Source organism: Vibrio sp. V04_P4A5T148 (assembly GCF_963875605.1).
Classification (GTDB): domain Bacteria; phylum Pseudomonadota; class Gammaproteobacteria; order Enterobacterales; family Vibrionaceae; genus Vibrio; species Vibrio anguillarum.
On sequence record NZ_CAWNMS010000033.1, the window covers coordinates 24080 to 49849 of the forward strand.

Sequence of the window (25770 nt, forward strand, 5' to 3'; positions counted from 1 at the left end):
TCTAAATTAGCCTGTCACGGATTGGCTTAGATACGGAAAATTATCATTTTCTACTATCGCCATTTGTATTGGTTCTAACACGGAGACATCTTGCGTTTCTCTTATAATTATAATTATCATTTTTATAATTACTGATAATTTTATTTAATCCATCAATCTCCATATACTCCCATCTATCGAAACGAAGCCAAAAAATCAAAGGTATTAGGAGCGAATTATGAAAATGAATCACGTCGGTATTATGGTTGGCGATATGGATAAAGCTGTTGAGTTCTACACTCAAGCTTTAGGTTTAAAAATCGTTATGAATAATACACAAGTTATTGAAGAGCGAGAGTCAGCGATTGGCCGCATGTGTATTGCTGTTTTTGGTGAGGGTTTCAAAGGTTTCAATATTGCACATCTAGTAACAACTGATGGTATTGGCGTTGAACTGTTTGAAATGAAAGAGCGCGAAGAGCGCCACGAAGTAGACTTCTCTCGCCTTGGTATCTTCCACTTCTGTCTACAAACCGACGACTTTGAAGGCGCGATTAAGCGCATTGAACAATATGGCGGTAAAGCGCGTATGGATATCATGCGTTACCACCCAGAAGATGATAACAAGCTCGCTAAAATGGTTTATCTAGAAGACCCATTTGGTAACCTATTTGAGCTTTACTCGCACTCATACGAAGAAACTTATGCCTCTGATTACGAATAGTCGATCTGTGATGCATTAATAAAATTTCAAGGGCAGGTAGCACAACCAGCCCTTTTTGGTTTCTATTGCAAGGTCAGCTATGAAGCTTTAATGCCAATATCATCTGCTTATGTGGAGTTCAATCAAGTCAAACAACCTTAAAAGAGTGATCAATAACATCAATGACTTGCTCATAACGCCTAGCAAGAGGTGAATTAAGTTTGCTAACCAAGTAAACAGGTTCTTGTATATCTGCAGTAATGTTGAATATTTTTAGCTGCTCTTTATCCGCGAACAAGTTAACGCACCATCGAGGAACCACTGTAAAACCGATCCCTTTAGCTATAGGAACTAATATTTGGTGCACTTGGTTAATATAGCTTTGCGTCGAAACATCCTCCAAATCGACTAGACGAAGCAAATCATTATTCGCTTGATTGACATATGTTTGGAAGTAGTGAGCGAAATCTGGATGACGAACGACTCCCAATTCTATTAACAAGTCATTTATAGGCAAGCTTTCGTCTGCGGACAGTGGCAATACAAGAGCAAGACACTCCGCACCAACAATACGGCTCGCGAAATATTTAGGGTTAGGTTCTTTTGTCACTAGACCTATATCCAGTTTCCCCTGCAATATCTGCTCAAATATACGATGGTTTGGCGTTGCTTCTAACTCAATGGATAAGCCTGGATAACTCACTTGCAAAGAAAGTAATTGTGAATAAATCAGCCACGCGAAAGTCCCTGAACAACCTATAGTACAGCGACCACGGAAAGGTTCGTCGTGTGCCAGGTTCTGTAATAACTCAAACTCTTCTTCAAAGTGTTTGACAGCATAATCGTAAACTTTCCGCCCATAGATTGTTAACTCAAATTTCTTGTTAAATCTCTTTATCAAAGGATAACCGCAAGCAGCTTCTAGTTTATTTATGTGCTGGCTTACCCCAGGTTGCGTCATATGGAGTAACTCAGCCGTTTTAGTAAAGTGCCCAATATCGACTAATGTTTTAAAAGTGTTTAACCAAATAGGATTGAGCATAGTCATAAACCAATAGTTATTAATAAATCAACTTTCAATAATAATTGATTATAAATGAATCAGCATGTCTTTGGACAAAATGTATGTTTCAGATTGCAATATGATAAAACATTATTGCATTAGCTTTTGAAACGAAGAAATCGGGAGTGTACGGATAAAGTTTGTCAGCGACAAAAAGGGTGGAGGCCCCAGCCACATCCCGGCACACACGTCGCCTGCTGCGGCTGCTCCCTTCCGGGCCTGACCGAGTTCACAAGTTAGTGTTGCGGGAGGACCAGAGCCTCCATTGATTTGTTTTCTTGGCTTGCTAGCCAAAGAGTGCGGCGATTATCAAGCATCATAGTAATGATTGCAAGCCGAAATCCCAATGGATGGAAGCTTTTTGTTTTAAGTGAACACCATTTGAGCAAATCTTCTATTTTCTCTTCTACTCAATAAAATAGGTGGACTATTTTAGCTCTTGTTTGAACTTCTGATTATCTTGAGAAGAGGCTTTGTATTATCTCGTTGACCGCTACCGTGGTGCTTACTTTGGTACATGGCAATATCAGTTTGGTGCAATACTTCTTCCAGGCTCATGAAATGATCTCTGTAATTCGACACACCAATCGCCACATTGACTTTTATGTTTAAATTTCGAGCAGAATCGCTGTAGGTAAAGGACTCTAACTGCATTAACACAGGCTCAAGCTCCTCATCACTATATTGCCCAATCAGGATAAACTCATCACCCCCGATTCGGTAACTACGACCACGCCAAATAGAATCGATACGGCTGGCAAGTGCTTTCAACACTTCATCCCCCACTTCATGACCATAGTTATCGTTTATCGGCTTAAAGTTATTCACATCTAAATAAATCAAGGTTAGATCGCTGTTTAAGCCTCTCGAATAACGGCGATATAAAGCTCGGCGATTACGCAGCTTGGTTAAATTATCGGTAACAGATTGTGAGTGTAGATAGAAAGCGACCACTAACAAGAAGCCAAATACCAACGTAAACAGCCATTGAGTGTGGCGTGAAAAAGTTTTCTCGGCCGCTAACGTTGCTCGCCAATTCGGTTGATAATCATAGGTGTTGATGATTTTCTGCGTATCAATCATCTTAATAGCACGAGTAAATAAAGGAGCCAGCGAAGCGCCCATGCTATTTTTGGGAAAGCCCATTGCAATCTCAGACGAGTAAAAACTGCCGATAAATAGATCTTCCTCCAACGGCAATAAGTTATCCGCTTCGCGCAATATTTGGTTAAAGTTAGCACGGTTTAGAACGATGTAATCGACCTCCTTACCGAGCAAGGCTTTGACCAATTCATTTTGAGTTTTATAAACATGTAGCACTTTATTGGGCAGCATTTTTCCTAACAGTTCTTCAAAGAAATCTTCTTTAATCACGCCGATGCGCTCAACAATTAATTCCGACACATTGCTGTAAACATTGTCTTTGTAATTTTCACGCTTAATCAAGACGGCTTCAGGTTGGTAATACGTGTCACTAAAATAAACGTCGGATTTTCGTTGTTGAGAGACGGTAACTGGTACTAGGATATCAATGCGTTTATTGACCAAATCGGCATACATACTCTCCCACGTTTCGTCTGGCTGGCTGGCCAGTTCGCATTTGAGCAACAGAATGTCACATGCTTTAAAAACAATGTCCGCGTTTATTCCTTTCACTTTACCATCGTGCTGATACTGAGCAAATTGGCTGATGTTCTCCAATTTTACTTTTAACGGTCGCTGCACGTTTAAGCCGCTATCGATGACTGATTGACGCAACGCCTGCTTGCGGATATCAAATTGGTATTTTTGTACTGATTCTCTAAGCAGTTTTTGTACCGACGCTGAGTGTACATATTCTTGAATTTTGTTGAGTAATAAAGTGTTGTGCCCTTTTGGCGTAATAATGGCAACCGGCTGAATAGGCAGTTGGTCATTAAGCAATTGCGCATCGAGCCCTGCCATCAACATCGGCTTTAATTGATTAATCGCGTCTACGACCACATCGACTTCAGCCGTGCTTAAAAGTTCTTTGGCACGCCGAGCACCATCATACTCAATCTGTATAATATGAGGAAAATAAGCGGCAATCAGCTCACCATAAATCGTTCCTTTGGGAACCCCGACCCTCGCCAGATCGGTTAACTGTACGTTGCTGTGGCTAAATGCATAGGTATATTCAATATTGGTAGGACTTGAGAAATCAAAGCGTTGAGCACGCTGTTCGGTGTAAGTCACATTGGCTGCAAAATCGCTCTCCCCTTGTTCGATAGCGGTCAAGATCGCATCAAAGCTGGGGTAATTAACATAGTCAATCTCAAGGCGAAATTGGTAAGCAATGGCATCAAACAAAATACGCGTGACAACATCGTCCGCTTCTGTCGCTACTCGATATGTTTTAGCGTTGATTATGGGAGCACTGATGACGCTGTGTGCCGCTGTTGCTAGCCATAAAAGACCTATTAGCCGAAATGCACGAACCATGACGTTTATATTATTGTAATGAGAGGTGAGCATCATATACTAATGCTCTATATATGCATAAGAATGAAGTCACAACTTCACCCACAACATGCTCTAATCTACATTCAGTTGTGTTCTGGTCATTCGGTATTCTCTTCGGTGCTCTTGAGTAGATAATCAGTCATCCAAGCAGTAGCCAGTAAACAGATCCAAACCACGAATACTGGGTTTGGTACATCACTTGTGGGCGAGACGACTAAGCTTGCAAAGCCTACCGTTGGAAGTGTCCAGCATAACAAACCATTCCAATTCACTGCGACTGGTTTGGATTGGGTTAAACTTTCCATCGACGCCATAATGCCAGTAATGCTTAACGCAACTAACACCGCATACGAGAAATCGGCCATCCATAGCGGTAGCAGTAACCCTAACGCCCACCAACGGTGCTTATTGGATGGCTTCCAGTGCGCAACCGACCACCAAACAACGATAACAGAAAGAGTCTGAATAACAGTAAGCCAGCCTGTACCGCCCAATTTCCCAGCCGATTGAGTAACGATGATACCGACTTGCAACGTCAGTACGATCAACGTGCTCACTAAGATAACACCCATGCTACTGCGTTTAGAAAAGGCCACCGTCAACAAAGGCAGCAACACCCAAACACTGACAGAAAGAGCGATTGGCTGATAAGATAAAGTGAAACCATAAGCGGTCATTGCAGCCAATAACAACACACCCGCGACGCCCCCTTGCGGTAAAATCCACAGCGCAGGGATCACGATGGCCAGCACGGGGATGTCCCCTTCGCTTAAACCTATGGCTCTTGCACAAACCACAGCCAACAAGGTTGTGATTAAAAATTGAAAGGTAGAAAATAGCATGCCCTCTCCTTATACCGTTCCTTGGTAACTATCGAACTAGGACACTGCTAGTATGGACGAATTGTCAGCATGAACCAATTTTTAGCGCAGATTTTTGCAGTTATACATCAAATTCCCGCAGGAAAAGTGACAACCTATGGGGAAATTGCTCGTTTAGCAGGATACCCCAGCTACGCACGCCATGTTGGAAAAGCATTAGGTAACCTACCTCAAAACAGCCGATTACCTTGGTTTCGTGTGATCAACAGCAAAGGAGAGATTTCGCTAAAAGGAGAGGATTTATTACGTCAACGACAGAAATTGATCGCCGAAGGCGTCGAAGTGAACGAGCATGGCAAAATAAAACTTCGATCATACCAGTGGCGCCCCTAAGCCCCTTTCGGTCAAGCGCCTTTCCCGCTTATCTAGCACGGGAAAGGGCTGCTTTACTATTTCTTGTTTTACTGTTTTTTATAGTATTGCGTCTATTTTATTGCTTCTGTTTTTACTACTGTTTAACACCAACCAAACGCAAATCAACCCGTTTAGTGTTATTCTCATCAGTAATCACGGCGTAATGGGTATCCGTAATGAAGCGCAGTTTTCCATCTACTTCGATGCGAGCACTGACGCTGTAACGGTGGCGAGCATCAATTTTTCGGTTGTCGAATGCCAAGTCAAACTCAAGCGGCACTTGCATTCCGTTAGTTTCAAAGCGGTGTTTTGCGATCACTTTAGCGGGTGCATCAGCCAATGAAACATCTTGCAAAGTGATAGTGACAAGCGCCTTATCCGGCAGTGCAATACGCTCACGGTACGAAACCGTACCCATGATAGATTGAATATTGCTCTCGGAAGAGGTTGGTTTTTGCGCTGACTGGCAACCCACAAGCATTAGACCCAAAACAGACGACATAATCAGCAACAGTGCCTTTTTCATAAGGATAAAACCTCAGTTATGGTGTTAGATAGGTGATGATTATAGGTTCGGTTTTATCTGCTGTCATGGTCGTCCATTTGGTATTAACAAGATATTGACTTAGTCAACAATGATAATAATTACATTAAGAATCTCGGTGAGGGTCTATGAGTAAACCATTAAATGAACTATTGGATTTGCTGCAACTGGAAAAGCTAGAAGAAGGTTTATACCGAGGTGAGAGCGAGAACTTAGGTCTGCCACAAGTGTATGGTGGGCAAGTGATTGGCCAAGCACTCTCGGCGGCTCGCTATACGGTTGATTCCGATCGCACTGTTCACTCATTTCATAGCTATTTTCTTTACCCCGGGGATCCTGAAAAACCAATCATTTATGATGTTGAGAATTTAAGGGACGGACGCAGTTTCAGTACCAGACGAGTCAAAGCCATTCAGAATGGTCGGCCGATTTTCTATCTCACCGCTTCTTATCACGGTGAAGCGCCCGGTTTTGAACATCAAAACACCATGCCTGACATCCCTGGTCCTGAAAATTTTGCCTCTGAATCTGAACTGGCAGCCCAGATTGCACACTTATTACCTGAAAAAATAAAAAAGGTTTTTTGTGGCGAAAAAGCGATTGAGATGCGTCCAGTGACCGTAATTAACCCGCTAAAACCACAAAAAGCGGAGCCAAAACAGTACCTGTGGATACGCGCTAATGGTGAGTTGCCAAATAACCAACTCATCCATCAATATTTGCTCGGTTACGCGTCTGATTGGGGGTTTTTAGTCACAGCGTTGCATCCTCATAAAGTCTCTTTGATGACACCTAACTTTCAAGTCGCGACGATTGATCATTCGATTTGGTTCCACCGCCCATTCAAAATGGATGAGTGGTTGCTCTACGCAATAGAAAGCCCTACGGCCAGCAATACCCGTGGTTTAGTGCGTGGCGAGATTTACAACCGCCAAGGAGATTTAGTCGCAACAGCAGTGCAAGAAGGTGTGATGCGCTTCACCAAATAACAAGACTCGGACGAGCAGGCTATGCCAGAGGCAATTGGGTAGTGTACTTCAATGACTCCATTGCAAAAGTTGAAGTTACGTTATTAATCCCTTTCACGCCATTGACCAGTTTTTTATAAAACTGGTCAAAACACTTCATGTCTTTGACCAACACTTTCATCATGTAATCGTACTCACCCGCCATACGATAGAACTCCATCACCTCAGGGTACTCAGACACAGTCACGACAAAATGGCTGTACCATTCGTGAGAGTGATCGCTGGTCTTAATCAACACAAACGCGGTAAAACTCAAATCTAATTTTTCTGGGTCAAGCAGGGCAACTCGCTGTGCAATCACGCCAGATTCTTCGAGTTTTTTCAACCGCTTCCAGCAAGGTGTGGTGGTTAAGTTCACTGCTTCAGCCAAATCATTTAGCGACAAAGTGCTGTCTTGTTGCAGTAATGAGAGGATCATGCGATCAATTCTATCAAGCTCCATAGCTCCCCCAGAATAAGAGAATAATTTTCTCTAAAACTACAAAATGACAGGCAACATAGCAAAGCTTTTCTCTCACATTAAGGGTAAATTACCCTCATAATAACGATGGAGAGAGAACCATGTGCACCGATCATCAATGGATTAACAACGCAATTCGAAAAATAGAAGCGGACTACCAACGTTCGGCCGATACTCATCTGATCAAGCTCGATTTGCCTTGTGTCGCTGGGGTCGATATTTATCTCAAAGATGAAAGTACGCATCCTACGGGTTCGCTGAAACACCGCCTCGCCCGTTCTCTTTTTCTGTATGCTATCTGTAACGGCTGGGTTGGCCCTGAAACGACTATCATTGAATCTTCATCGGGCAGTACTGCGGTATCAGAAGCTTATTTTGCCCGTTTACTAGGCTTGCCTTTTATTGCTGTAATGCCCAAATGTACTGCACGAAAAAAAATTGAGCAGATTGAGCTTTATGGCGGCCAAGCGCATTTAGTCGATCGCTCTGATCAAATTTATGCCGAATCACACCGCTTAGCCAAAGAACTGAATGGTCATTATATGGACCAGTTCACTTATGCTGAACGTGCAACCGACTGGCGTGGTAATAGCAATATTGCCGACAGTATTTTTAACCAAATGCAAATGGAAGATCACCCCGTTCCGACATGGATTGTAATGAGCCCGGGCACAGGCGGAACCTCAGCAACTATAGGCCGCTTTATTCGCTACCAAAAACACAATACCAAACTGTGCGTCGTCGACCCTGAAAACTCGGTATTTCATGATTATTTCAAAAGCCGAGACCCAAGCTTAACCTTGCAGTGTGGTAGCAAAATTGAAGGAATTGGTCGTCCACGAGTTGAACCGAGTTTTATTCCCGGCGTAGTCGATGAAATGCGCACCGTTGCGGATGCCGCCAGTGTCGCTACGATCTATTGGTTGGAAAAACTACTCGGCCGCAAAGCAGGCCCTTCTACCGGCACCAATCTTTATGGGGTTTTGCAAATTGCCAGTGAGATGAAACAACGAGGTGAAACAGGCTCCATCGTGACGCTGTTATGCGACAGCGGCGAACGTTATTTAGATACCTATTACTGTGCCGATTGGGTGAAAAGCAATATTGGTGATTTAACACCTTATCTTTCAAAATTAGAAGCCTTTGAAACAACGGCTAAATTAGCTTAGTGACCTAGCAAAACGCCCAAGACAAACTTGGGCGTTTTGGATCCATCGTGAAAAGTCTTAGCCTTGAATGCCGACAATCAACCAAGGTGCATTAGGTACGGTTAAATCACGCTCTAAATGCCACACATCATTAATATCTTCTTCAATGCCTTCCACGGAATCGCGGTAGCGGCCAGTAAACTGCAAACTCAACTGCGCTTTAATTGCATCGTAATCGGCGCGAACGACTTCAGCGTCTACGTACATCACATCTGTGTGCTGTTCACCGTTTAGCTTTGCGCGCTCTTGTTTTAAATCTTCAAACAAGCTCGCCGATACATATTCTTCAACAGTTTCAAGTTGGTTATGGTTCCAAGCACCTTGCAAAATACGGTAGTGTTCGCGCGCACCATTAATGAAAGCTACCTTATCAAAACCGGCTGGATAGTTATGTGGGATATCGCTGTGTGCATTCGCTCCAAAACCACCTGTGGCTTGAGGCTGTTGTTCAAAATTGTGCACGTTAGGCTGTTCAAACTCCGTCCGGTTATTCACGCCACCAAACGCAGGCTGCTGCCGATTCATGCTACCCTGCTTCGCACCAAGCATACCGCGCATCAGTTTAAAGAGCACAAAAGCAATCAGGCCGAAGATCAGAATATCCATAAATTGGATACCCTCAAACGCGCCGCCAAAGAAAGCCGCTAGTAGACCACCAGCGAGTAAACCACCCAGTAATCCGCCCATCAGACCTTTTTTGGTCGAACCAGCTTTACCTGCTTGATCTTGCTTAATGGTGTCATTTTTTTGAGTCTGCTGTTTGGGAGCTGGAGCCGTTTTATAGCTTTTACCAAACGATTTACCACCGCCAAATTTCTTTGCTTCTGCTATCGGTGTGATCGCAACAGCAACCATCAGCAATGCTACAAGGGAAAAAAAACGTTTCATGTTTTTCCTTAGGGTTATAATTATTGAGGCTTACTCATCATAACCACTTCGGATAAACAAGAAAACCGTTGCTTCTCGCAGACATGTATCAGAATATTGCAAATTAACCGTCCATAAGTTGACGCTTATACACCACCCCACTAGAATATCGAACGTTGTTCATAATTGATACGTAACCATGGCCAGACGAAACGATCACACCCGAGAAGAACTGATTGCATTGACACTCAAGACCGCGAAGCATTTTCTTCAAAATCACACTTATCACGAGCTCAGCCTGCGTAAAATCGCAACCATGATTGGCTACGTACCTAGCACTTTGGTCAATGTCTTCGGCAGTTACAATCTTTTATTACTGCATGTGGTCGCTCAAACCTTGGATGAACTCTCTTCACAAGCGAAAAAAGTGGTGGGTAAGTGTAGCGATCCAAAAGAAGCATTGTATAAATTGGCCTATTGCTACCACGATTTTGCTCAGTTGCACCCCAATCGCTGGCAACTTATTTTTGAACATAATATGAATGGTGAACGACTTCCCCAGTGGCAAGCAGAGCGCATCGATAACATGACCGCCATGCTTGAAGGTTTATTGACCATCCTTGCTCCACAACACTCGCAACAAGAAGTGCTGCAAGCAAGCCGAGTCCTGTGGTCTGGCGTACATGGTATTACCTTATTAAGCGTAGATGATAAATTTTTCGCCGCCGAACCCATCGATGGTAAAGAGCTGATTGAAAACCTACTCTCAAACTATCTTAATCACTGGGCGCGATAAGGACCATCAATGAGTCAATCTCAATCTTCATTGCTGACTCAGCAACGATTTCTTCCGTATTTCATCACCCAGTTTTTTGGCGCATTTAACGATAACATCTTTAAAAATGTCTTGCTGCTATTGGTCGCGTTTGCTGGAGCGAACGTGTTACCGGTTTCCAGTAATTTATTTATTAACCTTGCCGCAGGGCTATTCATTCTTCCTTTTTTCCTTTTTTCTGCCTCTGCTGGCGTGCTTGCTGACAAGTACGAAAAATCCGCTTTCATTCGTAAAGTGAAATTGGCTGAAATTGGCATCATGTGCCTTGGCGCGATCGGTTTTATGACCGAGAGTTACGCCATTTTGCTGTTATTACTGTTTTTGATGGGGACACAATCGGCCTTTTTTGGTCCAGTCAAATACGCTTTATTGCCGCAGCAACTCAAGCCGAATGAATTGGTTCCGGGCAATGCGTTAGTGGAAACAGGCACATTTTTAGCGATTTTATTAGGCACATTGGGGGCTGGGCTCATTGCCTCGATGCCCTACACTAAATACGTGGCTGCTGGCGCGGTGGTGCTATTTGCGTTATTAGGCTATTTAGCCAGCCGTCATATTCCTAAAGCCCCTGCTTGCGCACCCGATCTCGTTTTTCGCTGGCAGCCCATTAAGCAAACCAAGCAGACCATTGCGATTGCCAAACAAGACCGTACTATTTTCCAATGCGTAATGGCGATCAGTTGGTTCTGGTTTTTAGGTGCCGCCTACTTAACTCAATTTCCAAATTTCACGCATCACTATTTATATGGCACAGAGAGCGCCGTTTCTTTTTTGCTAGCACTGTTTTCTGTTGGTATTGCCACTGGCTCATTGACCTGTGACAAATTATCGCATCATAGAATAGAGATCGGCATCGTGCCTATCGGCAGTTTTGGCATTACATTATTTGGCTATTTAATGGCAACCTCCGTACCAGAAAAACTGCCTCAATTTACTGATTTTTATCAATTTATCAGCTACCAATCACTATGGCCGATGTTTCTTTTCCTATTGTTGATTGGCGTCTGCGGTGGCATCTTCATTGTGCCTTTATATGCGCTAATGCAGCAGCGTGCTAAAGTCACTCAACGCGCACAAGTCATTGCCGCTTTAAATATCTACAACTCACTGTTTATGGTGGCGAGCGCACTATTAGGGATTATCTGTTTGAGCTTTCTTGAGCTTACGATCCCTCAGTTCTTCATTATATTAGCTTTGCTTAATGGCTTTGTTGCACTCTATTTAGGCTACCAAGTCCCGGTCTTCTTGGTGCGATTTCTAATGTGGATGCTGACGCATACCATGTATCGAGTCAGCCACAAAAATCTTCATCACTTACCTGAAAAGGGCGGAGCACTGCTGGTGTGCAATCATGTTAGCTATATGGATGCACTGTTGCTGAGCGCGGTTTGTCCTCGCTTAATTCGTTTTGTGATGGAAGAGGATTACGCCAATTTGCCGCCACTTCGTCGCTTTTTGAAACGTGCAGGCGTGATACCTATTTCCGCAACGCGTCGCGGTTCTATCCGCCAAGCCTTTAACGATGTAGAACAAGCATTGGCAGAGGGGCATATCGTCTGCATTTTCCCAGAGGGACGGTTAACCGCGGATGGCGAAATCAGCGATTTCATGCGCGGGATGGATATTATTTTAAAACGCAGCTCTGTGCCTGTCATCCCCATGGCATTGAAGGGGTTGTGGGGAAGCTATTTTAGCCGTGCCAAAGGGCGCGCCTGCTGTGGGCTACCGACTCGTTTTTGGTCACATATAGAAATTGAAGCTGGCGAGCCCGTCCCCCCCAAAGAGGCAACAACACAAGTGATGCAACAAAAAGTCGCCGAACTCAGGGGGGATTGGCGTTAGATTGGGATTGAGTGCAAACCAAACACTAGCTTGATCTTATACTGAAGAGTGAACGTACAAATATGTTATTCACGGGCTGTTAGGCTGATGACATACATATGAGTACCCCATCTTTAGTGATTTTTTTCGATGCGCAGTGTCCTTTATGCTGCAATGAAATGCGTTCATTAAAAACCTTCGATCACCATGGTCGGGTTCAGCTTATCGACATAAATGACGGCGATGCTATGCGTAGCTTTCCTTCTATCGACAAAAGCAAGGCGTTATCGATACTGCATGGCTTAGATCAACAAGGCAATCTGCTTTATGGGCTGGATGTGACCGTTCTAGCTTGGCGTTTAGTCAACAAACATCGCTGGTTATTCATTACGCGCTTACCCGTCCTAAAATGGATTAGCGACCAAATTTATCTCCTTTTTGCAAAACATCGCATGTCGATATCTCGCTGGTTTAGTCATGCTCAATGCCGTAATGGCGTTTGTAAAAACAGAGAGTGATAACAATGAAATACCTCATTATTGGCGCCTCAAGCATCATCGCCCAAGCTTTTATAAAGGAGCTCAAAGCGCAGACTTTCGCGCCAGCAATCGTTACCGTCTCAAGACAAAAATATCTCGCCCAATCCTCAAGCGAACATTTTCCAACCGACTACAGTATCGAATCAACGGCCTTGATTGCCAAAACATTGGCCGACATCGGGCATAAGTTCGATCAAATTGTGTTTTTTAATGGGCAACTACACAACGGCACCTATACACCGGAAAAGCGTATCTCAAGGTTTGACGAGTCTTACTTTCAATGGCTTTTACAATGTAACGTTTTGAGCCAAGTGCGTTGGTTTCAATATTTACCATCACTTATTGATCGTCAATCTTTTGCAAAAATTACGGTTTTTAGCGCGCGGATAGGTAGCTTAGAGGATAACCACAGTGGCGGCTGGTACAGCTATCGGATGAGTAAAGCGGCGCTAAATATGGCGACGAAAAGTTTTGCGATAGAGCTAGCTCGCACTCATCCCAACACACAAACCATTCTGTTTCATCCGGGAACCACCGACACCCCGCTTTCTAAACCATTTCAGCATAATGTGTCTAGCGATAAGCTCTTTGAACCGGAGTTTGTGGCTAAGCAACTTTATCAACTTCAGCAAAAGGAAATGTTAGATAAGCCCGTCTGTTTTGTGGATTGGCAGCACCAGACCATCAAATGGTGATCGCTCATTGAGTGGTCGATAACGCAGCTGATGTTCGGTGAGCCATGTTTTTAAGGTCTTGCGCGATATTTTAATACCCGTTTCGCTCAAGTGATTTGGTATTAAAAAATAATCGATGGGATATTTAAATTTTTCAAGCCTGCCATTGAGCCACTGCTCTAACGCCTCTTTTTTAGGCATAGTTTGGCATTGCAACAAAGCAACGCTGCGCGCGCCAAACTCATCATCATGAACAGGGATCACCATCGCTAAAATAATATCGGGGTGGTGAGATAATACCGCTTCAATCTCTTCACAATGAATGTTTTCGCCTCCAGAGATGAATTGGTTATCAACGCGGCCAATAATGCACAGCTCATCATTCTGCCAGTAGCCAAGATCTTGGCTGTCGAACCATCCTTGTTCATCGATAAGAGGCGTGATTAAGCCTTGTTGGTAATAGCCACTGGATATGGTTTCACCGCCAATGAAAATGCGCTGGCCTTGTAGTTTCACTTGCCGTTTAGGTAGCACGTGGCCAACACTCTGGCTTGCGTTAACACGTTTTGCTGTGACCGTGGAAGCCGCTTCCGTCATGCCATAACCCACCCAAGTTTCAATGCCATGCTTTGCCGCCTGCTGGGCGAGATAGTTTGGGATATGGCCTCCGCCAAGCAGCACGTGCGTTAATGCGAGTGGTGTTTTACTGTCTAATAAACGCTTCAGTTGAGTAGCAACCAATGAAGCATGCGTGACATGAATTATATCTTGGGTGAGATCGCCGCTGCCGACTTTTAAGCAAGCACCAGCGACTAGCCAGCGATAAATAATGGCTAACCCAGACACATGATACATCGGTAAACTCAGCAGCCACGTATCATGGCAACTAAATGAAAATACCTCAAGTAAGCCACTGGCTGACGAGCAATGCTGCTGAAAAGTATGAATAACGGCTTTAGGAACCCCAGTAGAGCCAGAAGTAAAGATGATTGAGGCAAACTGTGTCTCAGCCTTGTTTACCATAGCGCTCGTGGGCGGCGAAACATGTTCGTTAGTAATATGTTCATGAGTAAAAAGCTGGATGTTAGCCTCAGCGAGCAATGAAGTTAGCTCACTCTCCTCAAGCTTAGCTCCTTCACCTAACCATAACCAATGTGGTTGATTCTCTCCGTATAAGGTACTGAGTTTCTGTTTCAGCAGCATCACAGGTTGTGGCATGGTGATGGCGCAGATCACGCCAAGTTTTAACGACGCAAGGTAGATTAACACTAACTCAAGGCTGTTCTTACCCACTAACGTCAGCACATCTTGGTTCTGCAAACCTTGCTGCTGCATTGCAAAAGCATAAGCGTCAATACGGTTCGCTAACTGCTGCCAAGTGTAGGTTTGATTCGCCGTACGCAATGCGATCGCGTGCGGCGAATACAAAGCATGTTGTTGCCACGGCTTTTGGCAAAAGGAAACGCCTACTCGCATTGAGATTGCCAAACCACCGTTTGCTGTGCGAGCGTTTGTATCGGCAATGCGCTGTTGGGCCATGCGCTTTCGAGTTGTGCTTTAAACAAACTAATCGTATCTAGCCCCGGAATTTCATTAGGCAGTTGCCACTGCGCAAAACGAGCTAATTGGCAAAGCCCTAAGCTCGATTCGATGCTAGAGCTAATAACGGCTTGAATGCCTAATGTTTTAGCTTTTTCAATCAAAGTGATACAGCGCTGTACCGACCCAATCAAGGTCGGTTTAATCACAATGGCTTTCGCTCCCGTCAGATCTTCTAGCTGAAAATCTGCACGGCGAACGGCTTGCTGTAAGGTTTCATCCCACGCAATCGCAATGCCCGTATTGATAGCGAAAGCCAAGCTGTCACTGGGAGATGGACACGGCTCTTCCAAAAACGCAATGCGTTGACGCAGCGAAGGAGAGACATATTGGGCAAATTTTTCAGCTTTAGCGGGTGTCCAAGCTTGGTTAGCATCAAGACGCAATTGCAAATCAGGCATGGATTCTAAAAACAGATTTACGATCATCCCATCGCGAATCGCTTCGTACAGCCCAACTTTAATCTTCGCAACTCTATGATCGCCCGGTAGCGCGTTCAGAAGCGGGATCAGTTCATCAGGGTCTCCCGAGCACAAAGGTGCTGCGTGATAGTGTCCGGCTTGAGGCAACCCACCATCCAGCTCTAACTCCGCCATCGACAAACCAAAGGCAACAGAAGGAAAAAGATCATCATAGGTAATAAGCTCACCACTAACCCAAAGCTGAAGCTGCGCTATTAACTGCTGCTGTGCTTGCTCAAGTGACTCTAAACTAAAACCGGGTAATGGGGCAACTTCACCCAACGCTGAACCGTGATCATCTTGTAATTCAATAATCAGACCTTCACGTTCTACCAGCTTCTGATTGCGGAGAATAACGCCGCTATCCATCGGTAAACAGTAGCGATACAGTGTTGCGCTGCGCATAATTTCAACCTTTTGTTCGATATTCGACTTTGTTCATTGAGACCACTAGCCCAAATCATCACGGAGAATTGGATGATTTGAGCCGATTTTACGCTTAAGGATTACGAGGGAATTTATTGAAATCAGGGCGGCGTTTTTCATTGAAGGCATTGCGCCCTTCTTGCCCCTCTTCTGTCATATAGAACATCATGGTTGCGTTACCCGCTAGTTCTTGCAAACCTGCTTGGCCGTCACAATCTGCGTTGAGCGCTGCTTTCAAACAGCGCAGCGCCATAGGGCTATGCTGCAATACTTCACGACACCAGCGAACCGTCTCTTTTTCTAAATCAGCTACTGGCACAACCGTGTTGACCAGCCCCATGTCCAACGCTTCTTGAGCATCATAAAAACGGCAAAGGAACCAAATTTCACGCGCTTTTTTCTGCCCAACGATACGGGCCATGTAAGACGCACCCCATCCACCATCGAATGAACCCACTTTGGGCCCTGTTTGACCAAACTGGGCATTTTCTGCCGCTATAGTTAAATCGCACATCATATGCAGCACATGGCCACCACCGACAGCCCAACCAGCAACCGCCGCAATTACAGGTTTCGGACAGGTACGAATTTGGCGTTGGAAATCGAGCACATTGAGATGATGCGTACCGGACTCATCACGATAGCCGCCGTAGTCGCCACGAATTTTTTGATCGCCACCAGAGCAAAATGCCGCTTCACCAAGACCAGTTAGAATGATCACGCCAACTTGCTCATCATAACGCGCATCAGCCAGCGCACTGATCATCTCTTTAACCGTTTGTGGGCGAAAGGCATTACGCACCTGAGGACGGGCAATCGTAATTTTGGCAATGCCATCTTGCGATTTGTGATAGTGAATATCTTCATATTCGGCGCTGCAGTCACTCCAGATGACTGGTGCATACAATTCTTGTTCAGTAATACCGACTGTTTTAGCCATGGTGCTTTCCATTGTTCTATTAATTATAGTTTTTGAACCAACGCGTTAGCATTGGCTGATAAATTCTTGAATAAGATGAGCAAATACTTCGGGCTGCTCATAATGGACATTATGCCCTGCAGCCTGCACTTGGCGATATTCGAAACCGCTTTGTTGTGCCAGATGAACAAACTTACTGTCCTTCTCCCCACAAACATAGACCATTGGCAATGCGACTTGCTCAAGTTGTGCGAGCAGATAAGGCTGCTTTGCCAATGAAGTCGAAAGTAGCATATGAGCCACTGCAGCCCCAAGATTAGCACTGCGTTGAGTGACTAAAGTTTGTCTTTGCTCATGATTTAATGAAGAAAAAACGGGTTGATGATACCAATCGACCAAAACTCGCTCAATCTGCTCAGTTTGGAAACGATGTGCCCAATGGTGATCATTTTTCAATCGTTGCTCACGTTCAAAAGAACTCTGCAAGCCGAAGTTGCCACCCTCAACGATCAAACCTTGAATATTCAACGCCGAAAAACGCTGCATCGCCACGCCATACATTGCCAGCCTTCCACCAAGTGAATAGCCCACCAATACGATAGGTGTTTTTTCGCCAAGCTGCTTAAGCACGGTTGCAGAAATGTGAGCGCAGCACTCATCAAAGTCATCACATAAGAGAGACTGACTACCGCCATGACCGGGAAGATCAATCCATAATTGCGAGTATGGCGCAAGGAAAAGCGCCGTTTTCGACCAATCTCGCCCACTGCCTAGTAAACCATGTAGAAAAACCAACACTGGCTCGACCGACGTCGAACCTGTGTTGGTGCTGCAATAAAAACGACTACAAAGCATAGACTTGCTGGGTAAATTGTGTGATTTGCTCACCGGCTTGCCCAGACGGCGTGGTCACTTCAACCAATAAGGTGCCAGTACCCTGCTGTAAATGTTCACGGACCAAGCTTTGATAAGCAGATAAGGTTTGCGGACAAGCATAACCTAAACGAAACTGCCGTGCGGCGTGTTCAAATTGGTAGCCATGGGGCATTTGGTACAAGGCGGTTTTGTGCGCTTTGGGAACAGGTAATAGATCAAAAATAGCGCCACCATCATTATTCACCACCACCAGCACCAGAGGCGTGCTGACTTGGCTAAGCAGAGCTAGAGAATTCAGATCATACAGCAATGACGTGTCACCAATAAATACCAACATTGGATTATGATTGGCTCGCTGTACTCCTGCGGCGGTTGCCACTAAGCCATCAATGCCCGAAGCGCCTCGATTGGAGTAAACCGAACGTCCCTCAATTTGAGCAAACATATCGGCTAAACGGACGAACAAACTGTTGCCGATAAATAGGTCGGCCCCTTCGCTACGCTCGGCCATATCGAGCGCTAAACCAATCTCTGTAATAGAAGAGTCACCGTTCAAATGCAATTTAGCCAGTTGGGCAATCTCTTGCGCCACACTTTTTATCCGATCCGACCAACCCGCTTGCGCCGCACCTAAAGCCGTTAATTTGCCAATATGCCGATCGACCCAGCACGCAATATCAGTGACAAACTGCTGTTGCATCAGATGGCTTTGATTATTACGTGCCATTTGGGGCGAAACGTAAAGATACTGCACGTTACCCGTGTGAGCATGGCTAGCTAGCCATTGAGTAAGCCGTTTTGAGACCAGCCGTGAACCGAATTGGATCACCACCTCACTTTCACTAAGCAGCTCACGTGCTCGCGCATTTTGCAACCATAAATCAAAATGCGCCCATTCGCTGCTCACGCCTGATTGTGGATCACATAAGACTGGCCAGCCAAGTTTGTTGGCAAAATGCTTGGCCTTCTTCGCTTCAGCTAACGTCAACGACCCAAGAATCACCAGCCCTTTTTTACTCAGCCATGCACCATCATCTAACGTTTTGGTTTCGGTTTGGTACTGGCGAGAGCTGAATGCTTGCTCACGCTGACGCCACGCTTCAATCACAGCCAAATAGTCCGCGTAAAGATCTACATCATGTTCGGCATAAAGTGGTTCGGGAAAGGGACAGTTAATATGTATTGCACCACCCATATAATCTTGGTTGGCCATAGCCTCATCCACTGTGGTTAACAACCAAGTCAATGGAATAGTCGTCGATGGACTGGGTAGATTCACCGCCTGCGTGACATGTGATGAGTAAATACCTACTTGATTGATTGCTTGATTCGCACCGCATCCCACGAGCTCAACGGGCCGGTCAGCCGTGAGTACAACGAGTTTTTCACCCGTGAGGTGTGACTCAGCAATCGCTGGCAGTAAATTAGCCGCCGCCGTGCCAGAAGTGACAATCACCGCAACTGGCTTTTGGCTCGCCTTAGCAAGACCTAAAGCAAGAAAGCCCAGCCCACGCTCATCAAAGTGAGTATGGATTGAGAGCTTGTGATTGGCGGCCGCCTCTAAGGTCAAAGGTGTCGAGCGTGAACCTGGTGCAATACAGATCTCTTGCACCCCAAGTCGAGTAAGCTCCTCAAGTAGCGTTTGGCTCCAAATTCGGTTCAGCACTGCTTGGTCATGCTTCATGACGCCACTCCTAGAGGAAAATGGTCGCTGATCAAACTCAGTAAGGTTGCCATTTTTTTGTCTAACTCTTGCCATTCATGCTCAGCAACTGAACCTGGAACAATGCCCGCTCCGGCAAACAGTTGGACCTGATTGTCCACCAGCAAAGCGCTGCGAATCGCCACACAAAACTCCGCTTGTTGATGGCTAAAATAACCGACTGAGCCGGCATACCAACCACGTGCAAAAGGCTCATTAGCCTGAATAAAATCCATCGCCGCTTTACGCGGCAGGCCAGCCACGGCTGCGGTCGGTTGTAACGCGTTCAGCAGTTGTACACCATTCACACCCTTTTTCAGCTGCGCATGGATACCCCGTTTTAAATGTTGCACTTTGCGCAAACGCACTAAACGGACGTCCTGTTCAACATCAACCCTTTCAGAATGAGGCGTTAACCGTTCAATAATGTCATCCACTACATATTGATTTTCATTAAGATTTTTACTGTCTTGAGTAAGCCAATGAGATAACTCCATGTCTTGGCTCGCATTTTCTCCCCTACCTATAGTTCCCGCCAGCGCTTCGGTATACAAAGTCTGCCCTTGACGAGCGTACAAACGCTCAGGTGTCGACCCCATAAAGCTGTGTTTTTGATCAAATGCTAATAAAAAATGAAAACTGTGATGATTGTGCGCCGCACTTGCCTTAAGCAACTGCGCCGCGCTTAACGGCTTATCTAAACTGAGTGTCGTTTGCCGCGCGAGCACCACTTTCTTAAACGCTTGATGATCAATTCCCTCAAGCACTTGATTGACCAACTGCTGCCACTTCACCTCATTAGGTTGATGGGTGACCTGTTTTATATGTGACGTCATACCACGTAACGGACTAACTTCAAGTTGCAGTTTATGCAGTGCGACCAAGGTTCGTTGGCGTTCAGCGGTAATATTCGCCGCCAATGACCACTGACCATCACAGCAAATCAGCTCAATTTGCGGTAAAAAGAAAAATGAGGATAGACAACGGCGATTTTTGTCCGTATGCCCATCAAAAGAACGTCCACCCCAAACTCGCTGTTCCTGACCAAGAATAGCGTAGGCAGGTTCAGCCTCAGAAAAAGTATACAGTTGACCTAATGCCACTACTTCTTCGCGCGTATCACGTGACTGCCAATAAAATTTAGGGAAAATGGGTTGCGCTTCAAGCCAATCAATTGGCGCGAAAGGGGGAGCTTCTTGCAGTATTTGTACAAAACGAACGTCATCATCCTTCGCGTCGTTTATTTGCTCGATTAACCGAGCAATAGCTTGATGAAAATGCGACAAATCGACCTCGAAAACATTGAGACACGGGCTCTACTGACGGCTACTCTATTTAGAGAGGGAAACGAAATCAAGGTTACGAGTTATCTTTTGCAGATTCCTGTGATAACGGGCATCCTCATCTGTATCCTAAAAGCGGACAGTGGCAGATTTTTATTCTATCAAACATCAATTTAGTGTAGTTTAATAAAGAAATTATTTATTTTTCAGGAATTATACAATGCAAAATATCGGGATGTCGTCAAAACTCGACAATGTCTGCTATGACATTAGGGGTCCTGTACTCAAACATGCTAAACGCATGGAGGAAGAGGGGCATAAAATACTGAAGTTAAACATTGGTAACCCCGCCCCATTTGGCTTTGACGCCCCAGATGAAATCCTAGTTGATGTGATCCGTAATCTGCCTACTTCACAAGGCTATTGCGACTCAAAGGGGATCTATTCCGCGCGCAAAGCCGTGGTGCAGCACTACCAGAAAAAAGGGCTGCGTAGCCTAGATGTAGAAGATGTTTACATCGGTAATGGTGCTTCAGAGCTTATCGTGATGGCGATGCAAGCGCTGCTTAATAATGGCGATGAAATGCTTGTCCCTGCTCCTGATTATCCATTATGGACCGCTTCGGTCGCCCTCTCCGGTGGCACTGCTGTGCATTACTTGTGTGATGAAGAAGCCGATTGGTATCCTGATCTCAACGACATCAACAGTAAAATCACGCCCAAAACACGCGGTATTGTGTTGATCAACCCCAACAACCCAACAGGTGCTGTCTATAGCCGTGATTTCCTGCTGGAAATTGTTGAGATTGCCCGAAAGCATAAATTGATCATTTTCGCCGACGAAATCTACGACAAAATCTTATACGATGGTGCAACCCATACGCCCATTTCAACACTGGCTGATGACGTTTTAATGGTCACTTTTAACGGCCTGTCAAAAGCGTACCGTGTATGCGGGTTCCGTGGTGGTTGGATGTTCCTTACCGGGCCAAAACACATTGCCAAAGGTTATGTGGCTGGTTTGGAAATGCTTGCCTCAATGCGTTTGTGTGCCAACGTGCCCATGCAGCATGCGATTCAAACCGCATTAGGTGGCTATCAAAGTATCAATGAGCTGATTTTGCCCGGCGGCCGACTGCTCGAACAGCGCGATCGCGCGTGGGAATTGATCAACCAGATCCCCGGCGTCTCATGTGTCAAACCTAAAGGAGCCATGTACCTGTTCCCGAAAATCGACACGAAAATGTACAGCATTAAAGATGACCAAAAAATGGTGCTCGACTTCTTAAAACAAGAGAAAGTGCTATTGGTTCAAGGAACGGGCTTTAACTGGCCAAAACCGGACCACTTCCGCATTGTCACCTTACCGCATATTGAAGATTTGGAAATTGCCATTGGCCGCTTCGAACGTTTCTTATCGACCTACAGTCAGTAGCATTCTGACGTAAACTTCCATATGCTAAACGGGCGCACTTTTCGATACTAAAAGTGCGCCCGTTTTCTTTTAATCGCCAATTTTTCTCTTGGCCCCCGACACAGCAAGGATGTTTATTGCAATGAAAGAGAGTCACTTTTTTGCTCACTTAGCCCGAATGAAGTTAATTCAACGCTGGCCTTTAATGCGATCCATCTCCAGTGAAAATATCTCTGAACACAGCCTACAAGTGGCATTTGTCGCTCACGCTTTAGCCGTAATCAAAAACAAAAAATTTGGCGGCAAGGTCAACCCTGAACGGATTGCGATTTTAGGTATGTACCACGATACCAGTGAAGTGTTGACGGGCGATCTTCCGACACCAGTTAAATACTACAACCCCGATATTGCGAAAGAATACAAAAAGATAGAAGCCGCCGCCGAACAAAAACTGCTCTCGATGTTGCCTGAAGAGCTGCGTGAGGATTTTGCTCCATATCTCGTTTCAGACGCCGCGCACCCTGAAGATGTGGCGATAGTCAAACAGGCAGATTCACTCTGCGCCTATCTCAAATGCTTAGAAGAACTCAGCGCGGGCAACCATGAATATGCGCTGGCCAAAAAACGTTTAGACGTCACCTTGCGAGATCGCCATACACCTGAGATGGAGTATTTTCTCAATACCTTTGCCCCTAGTTTCGAATTAACGCTGGACGAGATCAGCTAACTCACGCTAAGTTACTTGTTAAGTGTTTGAAAAACATAAATGTACTGCAGGAGATGGCATGGATATATCCATTGACCCCAAATGGCTTGAACGCCAAGATGATGAGCATAAAATCCGCCGCGATGATCACCGCAGCCCTTTCCAACGCGATCGGGCACGTATTCTTCACTCGGCAGCATTTCGTCGCTTGCAAGCCAAAACTCAAGTACATGGCACTAGCTTGAATGATTTCCATCGCACTCGCCTCACTCATTCCTTAGAAGCCGCGCAACTCGGCACTGGTATAGTGGCGCAAATTAAACTCAAGCAACCAGAGTTTCGTGATTTGCTGCCTTCGGATAGTTTGATCGATTCCTTATGCCTAGCGCATGATATCGGTCACCCTCCTTATGGTCATGGCGGTGAAGTGGCGCTCAATTATATGATGCGCGATCACGGCGGCTTTGAAGGCAACGCGCAAACCTTCCGAATTGTGACCAGCTTAGAGCCTTACACCGAACACAATGGTATGAACCTGTCACGCCGCACTGTGCTGGGGTTATTAAAATACCCTGCGCTGCTGAGCCAAACTCGCGCCGTACAGCAACCCAATGCAGTCGCTCACCAGCGTCAGTTGAAAGCTAAAGAGTGGTCGCCTGCTAAGGGAATATACGATTGCGATCACGCGATTTTTTCTTGGGTAACGGAGCCGCTCTCTGCGCAAGATAAAGCTCTACTCAGTCAAATGCGTGGTCAGCCCACAACGCCTTATCAACATCACAAGACTCGCTTTAAATCACTCGATTGCTCAATCATGGAGCTGGCCGATGACATTGCCTACGGCGTGCACGATTTAGAAGATGCCATCGTGCTTGGCATGGTAACTCGCCAACAGTGGCAAGAGGCCGCAGCCTCGAAACTGGCCGAATGTGGCGATGCGTGGTTTGAAGAACACATCGCATCCATCAGTGAAATGCTGTTTGCTGGCAAACATTATCGTCGTAAAGATGCGATTGGTGGGATGGTTAATGCGCTACTGACTAGCATTCATATTCAAGCCGTTGATGCGCATTTTAAGAATGAACTACTCGCCTTTAACGCCTATTTAGAACCCAATATGGCCGCCGCACTGGAAGTACTGAAATCATTTGTGAGCCAATATGTGATTCAAATTCCACAAGTGCAGCGTTTTGAATACAAAGGCCAGCAGATCATCATGGATCTGTTTGAAGCACTGAGCGCCGATCCTGAACGCTTACTGCCAGAAACAACGCGCGGTAAGTGGCAAGCCCAAACTAATGAAGACGATGGTATGCGCGTCATCTGTGACTATATTTCGGCTATGACCGATGGCTATGCGCAAAGGCTCCATCAACAACTGTTCTCAGCTCATAATCACTATTAATGGCTGGTTGAGTGGTAGCTTCTGCCACCGTTACTCACTGATATAGCGGTTACTCACTGATATAGTTTTGCTTAAAAACCCCATCTGGCATTTGGCTAATTTGAAAGGCAACCATCGCATCAAAAGCATCAAGGAGCGGTTGAAAATTTTGCCGAGGCTCAAGCAATGACAAGATATGAAAACCAGCTTCAACGGTCGATAAGCTGTTTTCACTCGGTGCTTTACGAATGCGATAATTGCCTTTGAGATCGGTCGGCAAGTGCAAACACGGTAGCGAATGTAAATTGCTCGAGAGTTGCCACATTTTATACGCTTTCTTCCAAGTACCATCGAGTAAAATAACTCGTACTTTTCTGGTATCAGCATTGATATTCATAGCCGACACGGGCTGCGCAGTCTCATGCGGGTAAAGTACATAGTTGAGCACATCCGGCTCAGCTAAGCACTCATTCAGCTGAGTGTGCTGGCTAAAATCTTCGGCAACAAAGCGCCTGCAATTCGCTAAAGATAAATCGAGAATTCGGGCTGTGCCCATTGGGCGATGTTCTTCTGTCGGATGTTGAAGAATGATAAGCTCGACCGACGAGGAAAGCGGTACGATCAAAGAACAGATGCAGGCTTTTCGCGCTTTACCACATTGAGAACAGTATCGAGACATAACGTGAATTACTTTCGCCTTTGCTTACTAAACATAAACCATCAAAAAAATCGTTATTTTGCACTACTTGCTATCAGCTTGGTCTGCTTGGGGTTGCAATGGCCGCCACTGGCCGCCCTCAGTGCGTGGAATCGGCCTGCCATTGAAGCGGGCCAATGGTGGCGGATCCTAACAGGAAATTTCACACACACCAACTTTACACACCTTGGTATGAACCTCGCAGGGCTGTGGATTATCCATTTTGTGTTTCAGCCGAGCAGTAAAAAATGGTTAATCAGCCTTCTGGCAACCAGCCTGATGGTAGGCGTCAGCCTTTTTTTGAGCCGTATGCAAGTCTATGTCGGCCTTTCAGGCGCGCTCCATGGAATGTTTGCCTATTTGGCTCTACAAGAAGCACTGCAAGGGCGTCGCAGCAGTTGGCTGTTGGTGGTTGGTGTTATTGTCAAAGTTGTCTGGGAGCAAATTTTCGGCGCTTCAAGTAACACCAGTGAGCTTATTAATGCACGCGTGGCTATCGAAGCGCATTTAGCAGGCATGTTGGTCGGGTTGATACTCGCCATCGGTGAATGGCTGAGATCAAAAAAAAAGTATCCACCGGCATAGCCGGTGGTTTTTCATATGCGCCTATAAGGCTTTCCTACTGGCAGCGCCCTAGCAGGCGCATAGTGATCTGACATTTGCATATGACTATTTCCTGCGGCCCGTAAACGGGCTACCTGAGTACGGGAGCGATAATTGCTCTCCCATTTTATCCTGCTCTAGTTGGTGCTTTATGTAACTTTGTATCTTCTCGGTATTTTTTCCTACCGTATCTACATAATACCCTCGACACCAAAATTCTCGATTCCTGTACTTGAACTTCAAATCTCCAAATCGCTCAT

General features: G+C 45.4%; 26 protein-coding genes and 1 other RNA gene. 12 read left to right on the forward strand and 15 right to left on the reverse strand.

Features of this window, described 5'->3' with window-relative positions; all coding sequences use genetic code 11:
• The first annotated feature begins 217 nt into the window (after positions 1 to 217).
• Entirely contained in the window at positions 218 to 703 is a 486-nt protein-coding gene (locus AACT18_RS06490) for a VOC family protein (protein WP_047687889.1), read from the forward strand.
• A gap of 127 nt (positions 704 to 830) precedes the next feature.
• Here the strand turns inward: AACT18_RS06490 and AACT18_RS06495 are convergent, their stop codons facing one another.
• The 4 genes from AACT18_RS06495 to AACT18_RS06510 all read right to left on the reverse strand — a co-directional run bounded on the left by AACT18_RS06495 (position 831) and on the right by AACT18_RS06510 (position 5071).
• Positions 831 to 1730 (reverse strand): LysR family transcriptional regulator, encoded by a 900-nt coding sequence (locus tag AACT18_RS06495; RefSeq protein WP_094144244.1) that lies wholly within the window; start codon positions 1728 to 1730, stop codon positions 831 to 833.
• A 177-nt stretch (positions 1731 to 1907) separates the two neighbouring features.
• An RNA gene (ffs, locus tag AACT18_RS06500) (signal recognition particle sRNA small type) lies at positions 1908 to 2004 on the reverse strand.
• 173 nt (positions 2005 to 2177) lie between these two features.
• The gene (locus tag AACT18_RS06505; protein WP_094123714.1) at positions 2178 to 4244 is read right to left on the reverse strand and encodes a GGDEF domain-containing protein; all 2067 of its coding nucleotides are present in this window, start codon (positions 4242 to 4244) and stop codon (positions 2178 to 2180) included.
• Positions 4245 to 4327: 83 nt separating this feature from the next.
• Positions 4328 to 5071 carry a hypothetical protein gene (locus AACT18_RS06510; protein WP_017045285.1) on the reverse strand — a complete coding sequence of 248 codons (744 nt, stop codon included), beginning with the start codon at positions 5069 to 5071 and terminating at the stop codon, positions 4328 to 4330.
• A gap of 69 nt (positions 5072 to 5140) precedes the next feature.
• Here AACT18_RS06510 and AACT18_RS06515 point away from each other — a divergent pair, with 69 nt between their 5' ends.
• Positions 5141 to 5443, forward strand: a complete 303-nt coding sequence (locus tag AACT18_RS06515) for an MGMT family protein (RefSeq protein ID WP_094125659.1) — start codon at positions 5141 to 5143, stop codon at positions 5441 to 5443.
• A 115-nt stretch (positions 5444 to 5558) separates the two neighbouring features.
• Here AACT18_RS06515 and AACT18_RS06520 read toward each other — a convergent pair whose 3' ends face one another.
• Positions 5559 to 5990, reverse strand: coding sequence for a YbaY family lipoprotein (locus AACT18_RS06520; protein WP_017044405.1), 432 nt, complete (start codon positions 5988 to 5990; stop codon positions 5559 to 5561).
• 146 nt (positions 5991 to 6136) lie between these two features.
• On the opposite strand from AACT18_RS06520, the gene tesB reads away from it, so the two are divergent.
• A complete protein-coding gene (gene tesB / locus AACT18_RS06525; RefSeq protein ID WP_013856442.1) occupies positions 6137 to 6997 on the forward strand; it encodes an acyl-CoA thioesterase II in 861 nt (286 codons plus the stop codon).
• 19 nt (positions 6998 to 7016) lie between these two features.
• Here the strand turns inward: tesB and AACT18_RS06530 are convergent, their stop codons facing one another.
• Positions 7017 to 7478 carry an Lrp/AsnC family transcriptional regulator gene (locus tag AACT18_RS06530; protein ID WP_010319994.1) on the reverse strand — a complete coding sequence of 154 codons (462 nt, stop codon included), beginning with the start codon at positions 7476 to 7478 and terminating at the stop codon, positions 7017 to 7019.
• A 119-nt stretch (positions 7479 to 7597) separates the two neighbouring features.
• Here AACT18_RS06530 and AACT18_RS06535 point away from each other — a divergent pair, with 119 nt between their 5' ends.
• The gene (locus AACT18_RS06535) at positions 7598 to 8665 is read left to right on the forward strand and encodes a PLP-dependent cysteine synthase family protein (RefSeq protein ID WP_013856440.1); all 1068 of its coding nucleotides are present in this window, start codon (positions 7598 to 7600) and stop codon (positions 8663 to 8665) included.
• A 57-nt stretch (positions 8666 to 8722) separates the two neighbouring features.
• On the opposite strand, the gene AACT18_RS06540 is transcribed toward AACT18_RS06535, so the two are convergent.
• The gene (locus tag AACT18_RS06540) at positions 8723 to 9592 is read right to left on the reverse strand and encodes a Tim44 domain-containing protein (RefSeq protein WP_094125660.1); all 870 of its coding nucleotides are present in this window, start codon (positions 9590 to 9592) and stop codon (positions 8723 to 8725) included.
• Between the two features lie 178 nt (positions 9593 to 9770).
• Here AACT18_RS06540 and AACT18_RS06545 point away from each other — a divergent pair, with 178 nt between their 5' ends.
• The 4 genes from AACT18_RS06545 (at position 9771) to AACT18_RS06560 (ending at position 13461) form a co-directional block, all read left to right on the forward strand.
• Positions 9771 to 10367, forward strand: coding sequence for a TetR/AcrR family transcriptional regulator (locus AACT18_RS06545; protein WP_017048569.1), 597 nt, complete (start codon positions 9771 to 9773; stop codon positions 10365 to 10367).
• A 9-nt stretch (positions 10368 to 10376) separates the two neighbouring features.
• Positions 10377 to 12248 (forward strand): MFS transporter, encoded by a 1872-nt coding sequence (locus tag AACT18_RS06550; RefSeq protein WP_094125661.1) that lies wholly within the window; start codon positions 10377 to 10379, stop codon positions 12246 to 12248.
• Positions 12249 to 12346: 98 nt separating this feature from the next.
• The gene (locus AACT18_RS06555) at positions 12347 to 12745 is read left to right on the forward strand and encodes a thiol-disulfide oxidoreductase DCC family protein (RefSeq protein ID WP_017044399.1); all 399 of its coding nucleotides are present in this window, start codon (positions 12347 to 12349) and stop codon (positions 12743 to 12745) included.
• Between the two features lie 5 nt (positions 12746 to 12750).
• On the forward strand, positions 12751 to 13461 hold the full coding sequence (locus AACT18_RS06560) for an SDR family NAD(P)-dependent oxidoreductase (RefSeq protein WP_094125662.1): 711 nt from the start codon (positions 12751 to 12753) through the stop codon (positions 13459 to 13461).
• Here the strand turns inward: AACT18_RS06560 and menE are convergent.
• The 6 genes from menE to AACT18_RS06590 all read right to left on the reverse strand — a co-directional run bounded on the left by menE (position 13408) and on the right by AACT18_RS06590 (position 20709).
• Entirely contained in the window at positions 13408 to 14916 is a 1509-nt protein-coding gene (menE, locus tag AACT18_RS06565; RefSeq protein ID WP_094143294.1) for an o-succinylbenzoate--CoA ligase, read from the reverse strand. The genes AACT18_RS06560 and menE overlap by 54 nt on opposite strands.
• Positions 14907 to 15905, reverse strand: a complete 999-nt coding sequence (gene menC / locus AACT18_RS06570) for an o-succinylbenzoate synthase (protein ID WP_019281543.1) — start codon at positions 15903 to 15905, stop codon at positions 14907 to 14909. The genes menE and menC overlap by 10 nt, the downstream gene beginning before the upstream one ends.
• A 94-nt stretch (positions 15906 to 15999) precedes the next feature.
• Positions 16000 to 16866, reverse strand: a complete 867-nt coding sequence (menB, locus tag AACT18_RS06575) for a 1,4-dihydroxy-2-naphthoyl-CoA synthase (RefSeq protein ID WP_026027256.1) — start codon at positions 16864 to 16866, stop codon at positions 16000 to 16002.
• Between the two features lie 45 nt (positions 16867 to 16911).
• Positions 16912 to 17700 (reverse strand): 2-succinyl-6-hydroxy-2,4-cyclohexadiene-1-carboxylate synthase, encoded by a 789-nt coding sequence (menH, locus tag AACT18_RS06580; protein WP_094125693.1) that lies wholly within the window; start codon positions 17698 to 17700, stop codon positions 16912 to 16914.
• Positions 17690 to 19405 carry a 2-succinyl-5-enolpyruvyl-6-hydroxy-3-cyclohexene-1-carboxylic-acid synthase gene (gene menD / locus AACT18_RS06585; RefSeq protein ID WP_088732713.1) on the reverse strand — a complete coding sequence of 572 codons (1716 nt, stop codon included), beginning with the start codon at positions 19403 to 19405 and terminating at the stop codon, positions 17690 to 17692. Before menD ends, menH begins: the two co-directional genes overlap by 11 nt.
• Entirely contained in the window at positions 19402 to 20709 is a 1308-nt protein-coding gene (locus tag AACT18_RS06590; RefSeq protein WP_013856429.1) for an isochorismate synthase, read from the reverse strand. The genes menD and AACT18_RS06590 overlap by 4 nt, the downstream gene beginning before the upstream one ends.
• 217 nt (positions 20710 to 20926) lie before the next feature.
• On the opposite strand from AACT18_RS06590, the gene AACT18_RS06595 reads away from it, so the two are divergent.
• The 3 genes from AACT18_RS06595 (at position 20927) to AACT18_RS06605 (ending at position 24231) form a co-directional block, all read left to right on the forward strand.
• A complete protein-coding gene (locus AACT18_RS06595; RefSeq protein WP_013856428.1) occupies positions 20927 to 22141 on the forward strand; it encodes a pyridoxal phosphate-dependent aminotransferase in 1215 nt (404 codons plus the stop codon).
• Between the two features lie 121 nt (positions 22142 to 22262).
• Positions 22263 to 22847, forward strand: coding sequence for a 5'-deoxynucleotidase (gene yfbR / locus AACT18_RS06600; RefSeq protein ID WP_026028390.1), 585 nt, complete (start codon positions 22263 to 22265; stop codon positions 22845 to 22847).
• A gap of 58 nt (positions 22848 to 22905) precedes the next feature.
• On the forward strand, positions 22906 to 24231 hold the full coding sequence (locus AACT18_RS06605) for an anti-phage deoxyguanosine triphosphatase (protein ID WP_094125036.1): 1326 nt from the start codon (positions 22906 to 22908) through the stop codon (positions 24229 to 24231).
• A 49-nt stretch (positions 24232 to 24280) separates the two neighbouring features.
• On the opposite strand, the gene AACT18_RS06610 is transcribed toward AACT18_RS06605, so the two are convergent.
• A complete protein-coding gene (locus AACT18_RS06610; protein ID WP_094125037.1) occupies positions 24281 to 24889 on the reverse strand; it encodes a tRNA-uridine aminocarboxypropyltransferase in 609 nt (202 codons plus the stop codon).
• 3 nt (positions 24890 to 24892) lie between these two features.
• Here AACT18_RS06610 and rrtA point away from each other — a divergent pair, with 3 nt between their 5' ends.
• Positions 24893 to 25492 carry a rhombosortase gene (rrtA, locus tag AACT18_RS06615; protein WP_094125038.1) on the forward strand — a complete coding sequence of 200 codons (600 nt, stop codon included), beginning with the start codon at positions 24893 to 24895 and terminating at the stop codon, positions 25490 to 25492.
• An 84-nt stretch (positions 25493 to 25576) separates the two neighbouring features.
• Here the strand turns inward: rrtA and AACT18_RS06620 are convergent.
• The coding region (locus AACT18_RS06620; protein ID WP_176445984.1) for a transposase at positions 25577 to 25770 on the reverse strand (194 nt) is incomplete at its 5' end.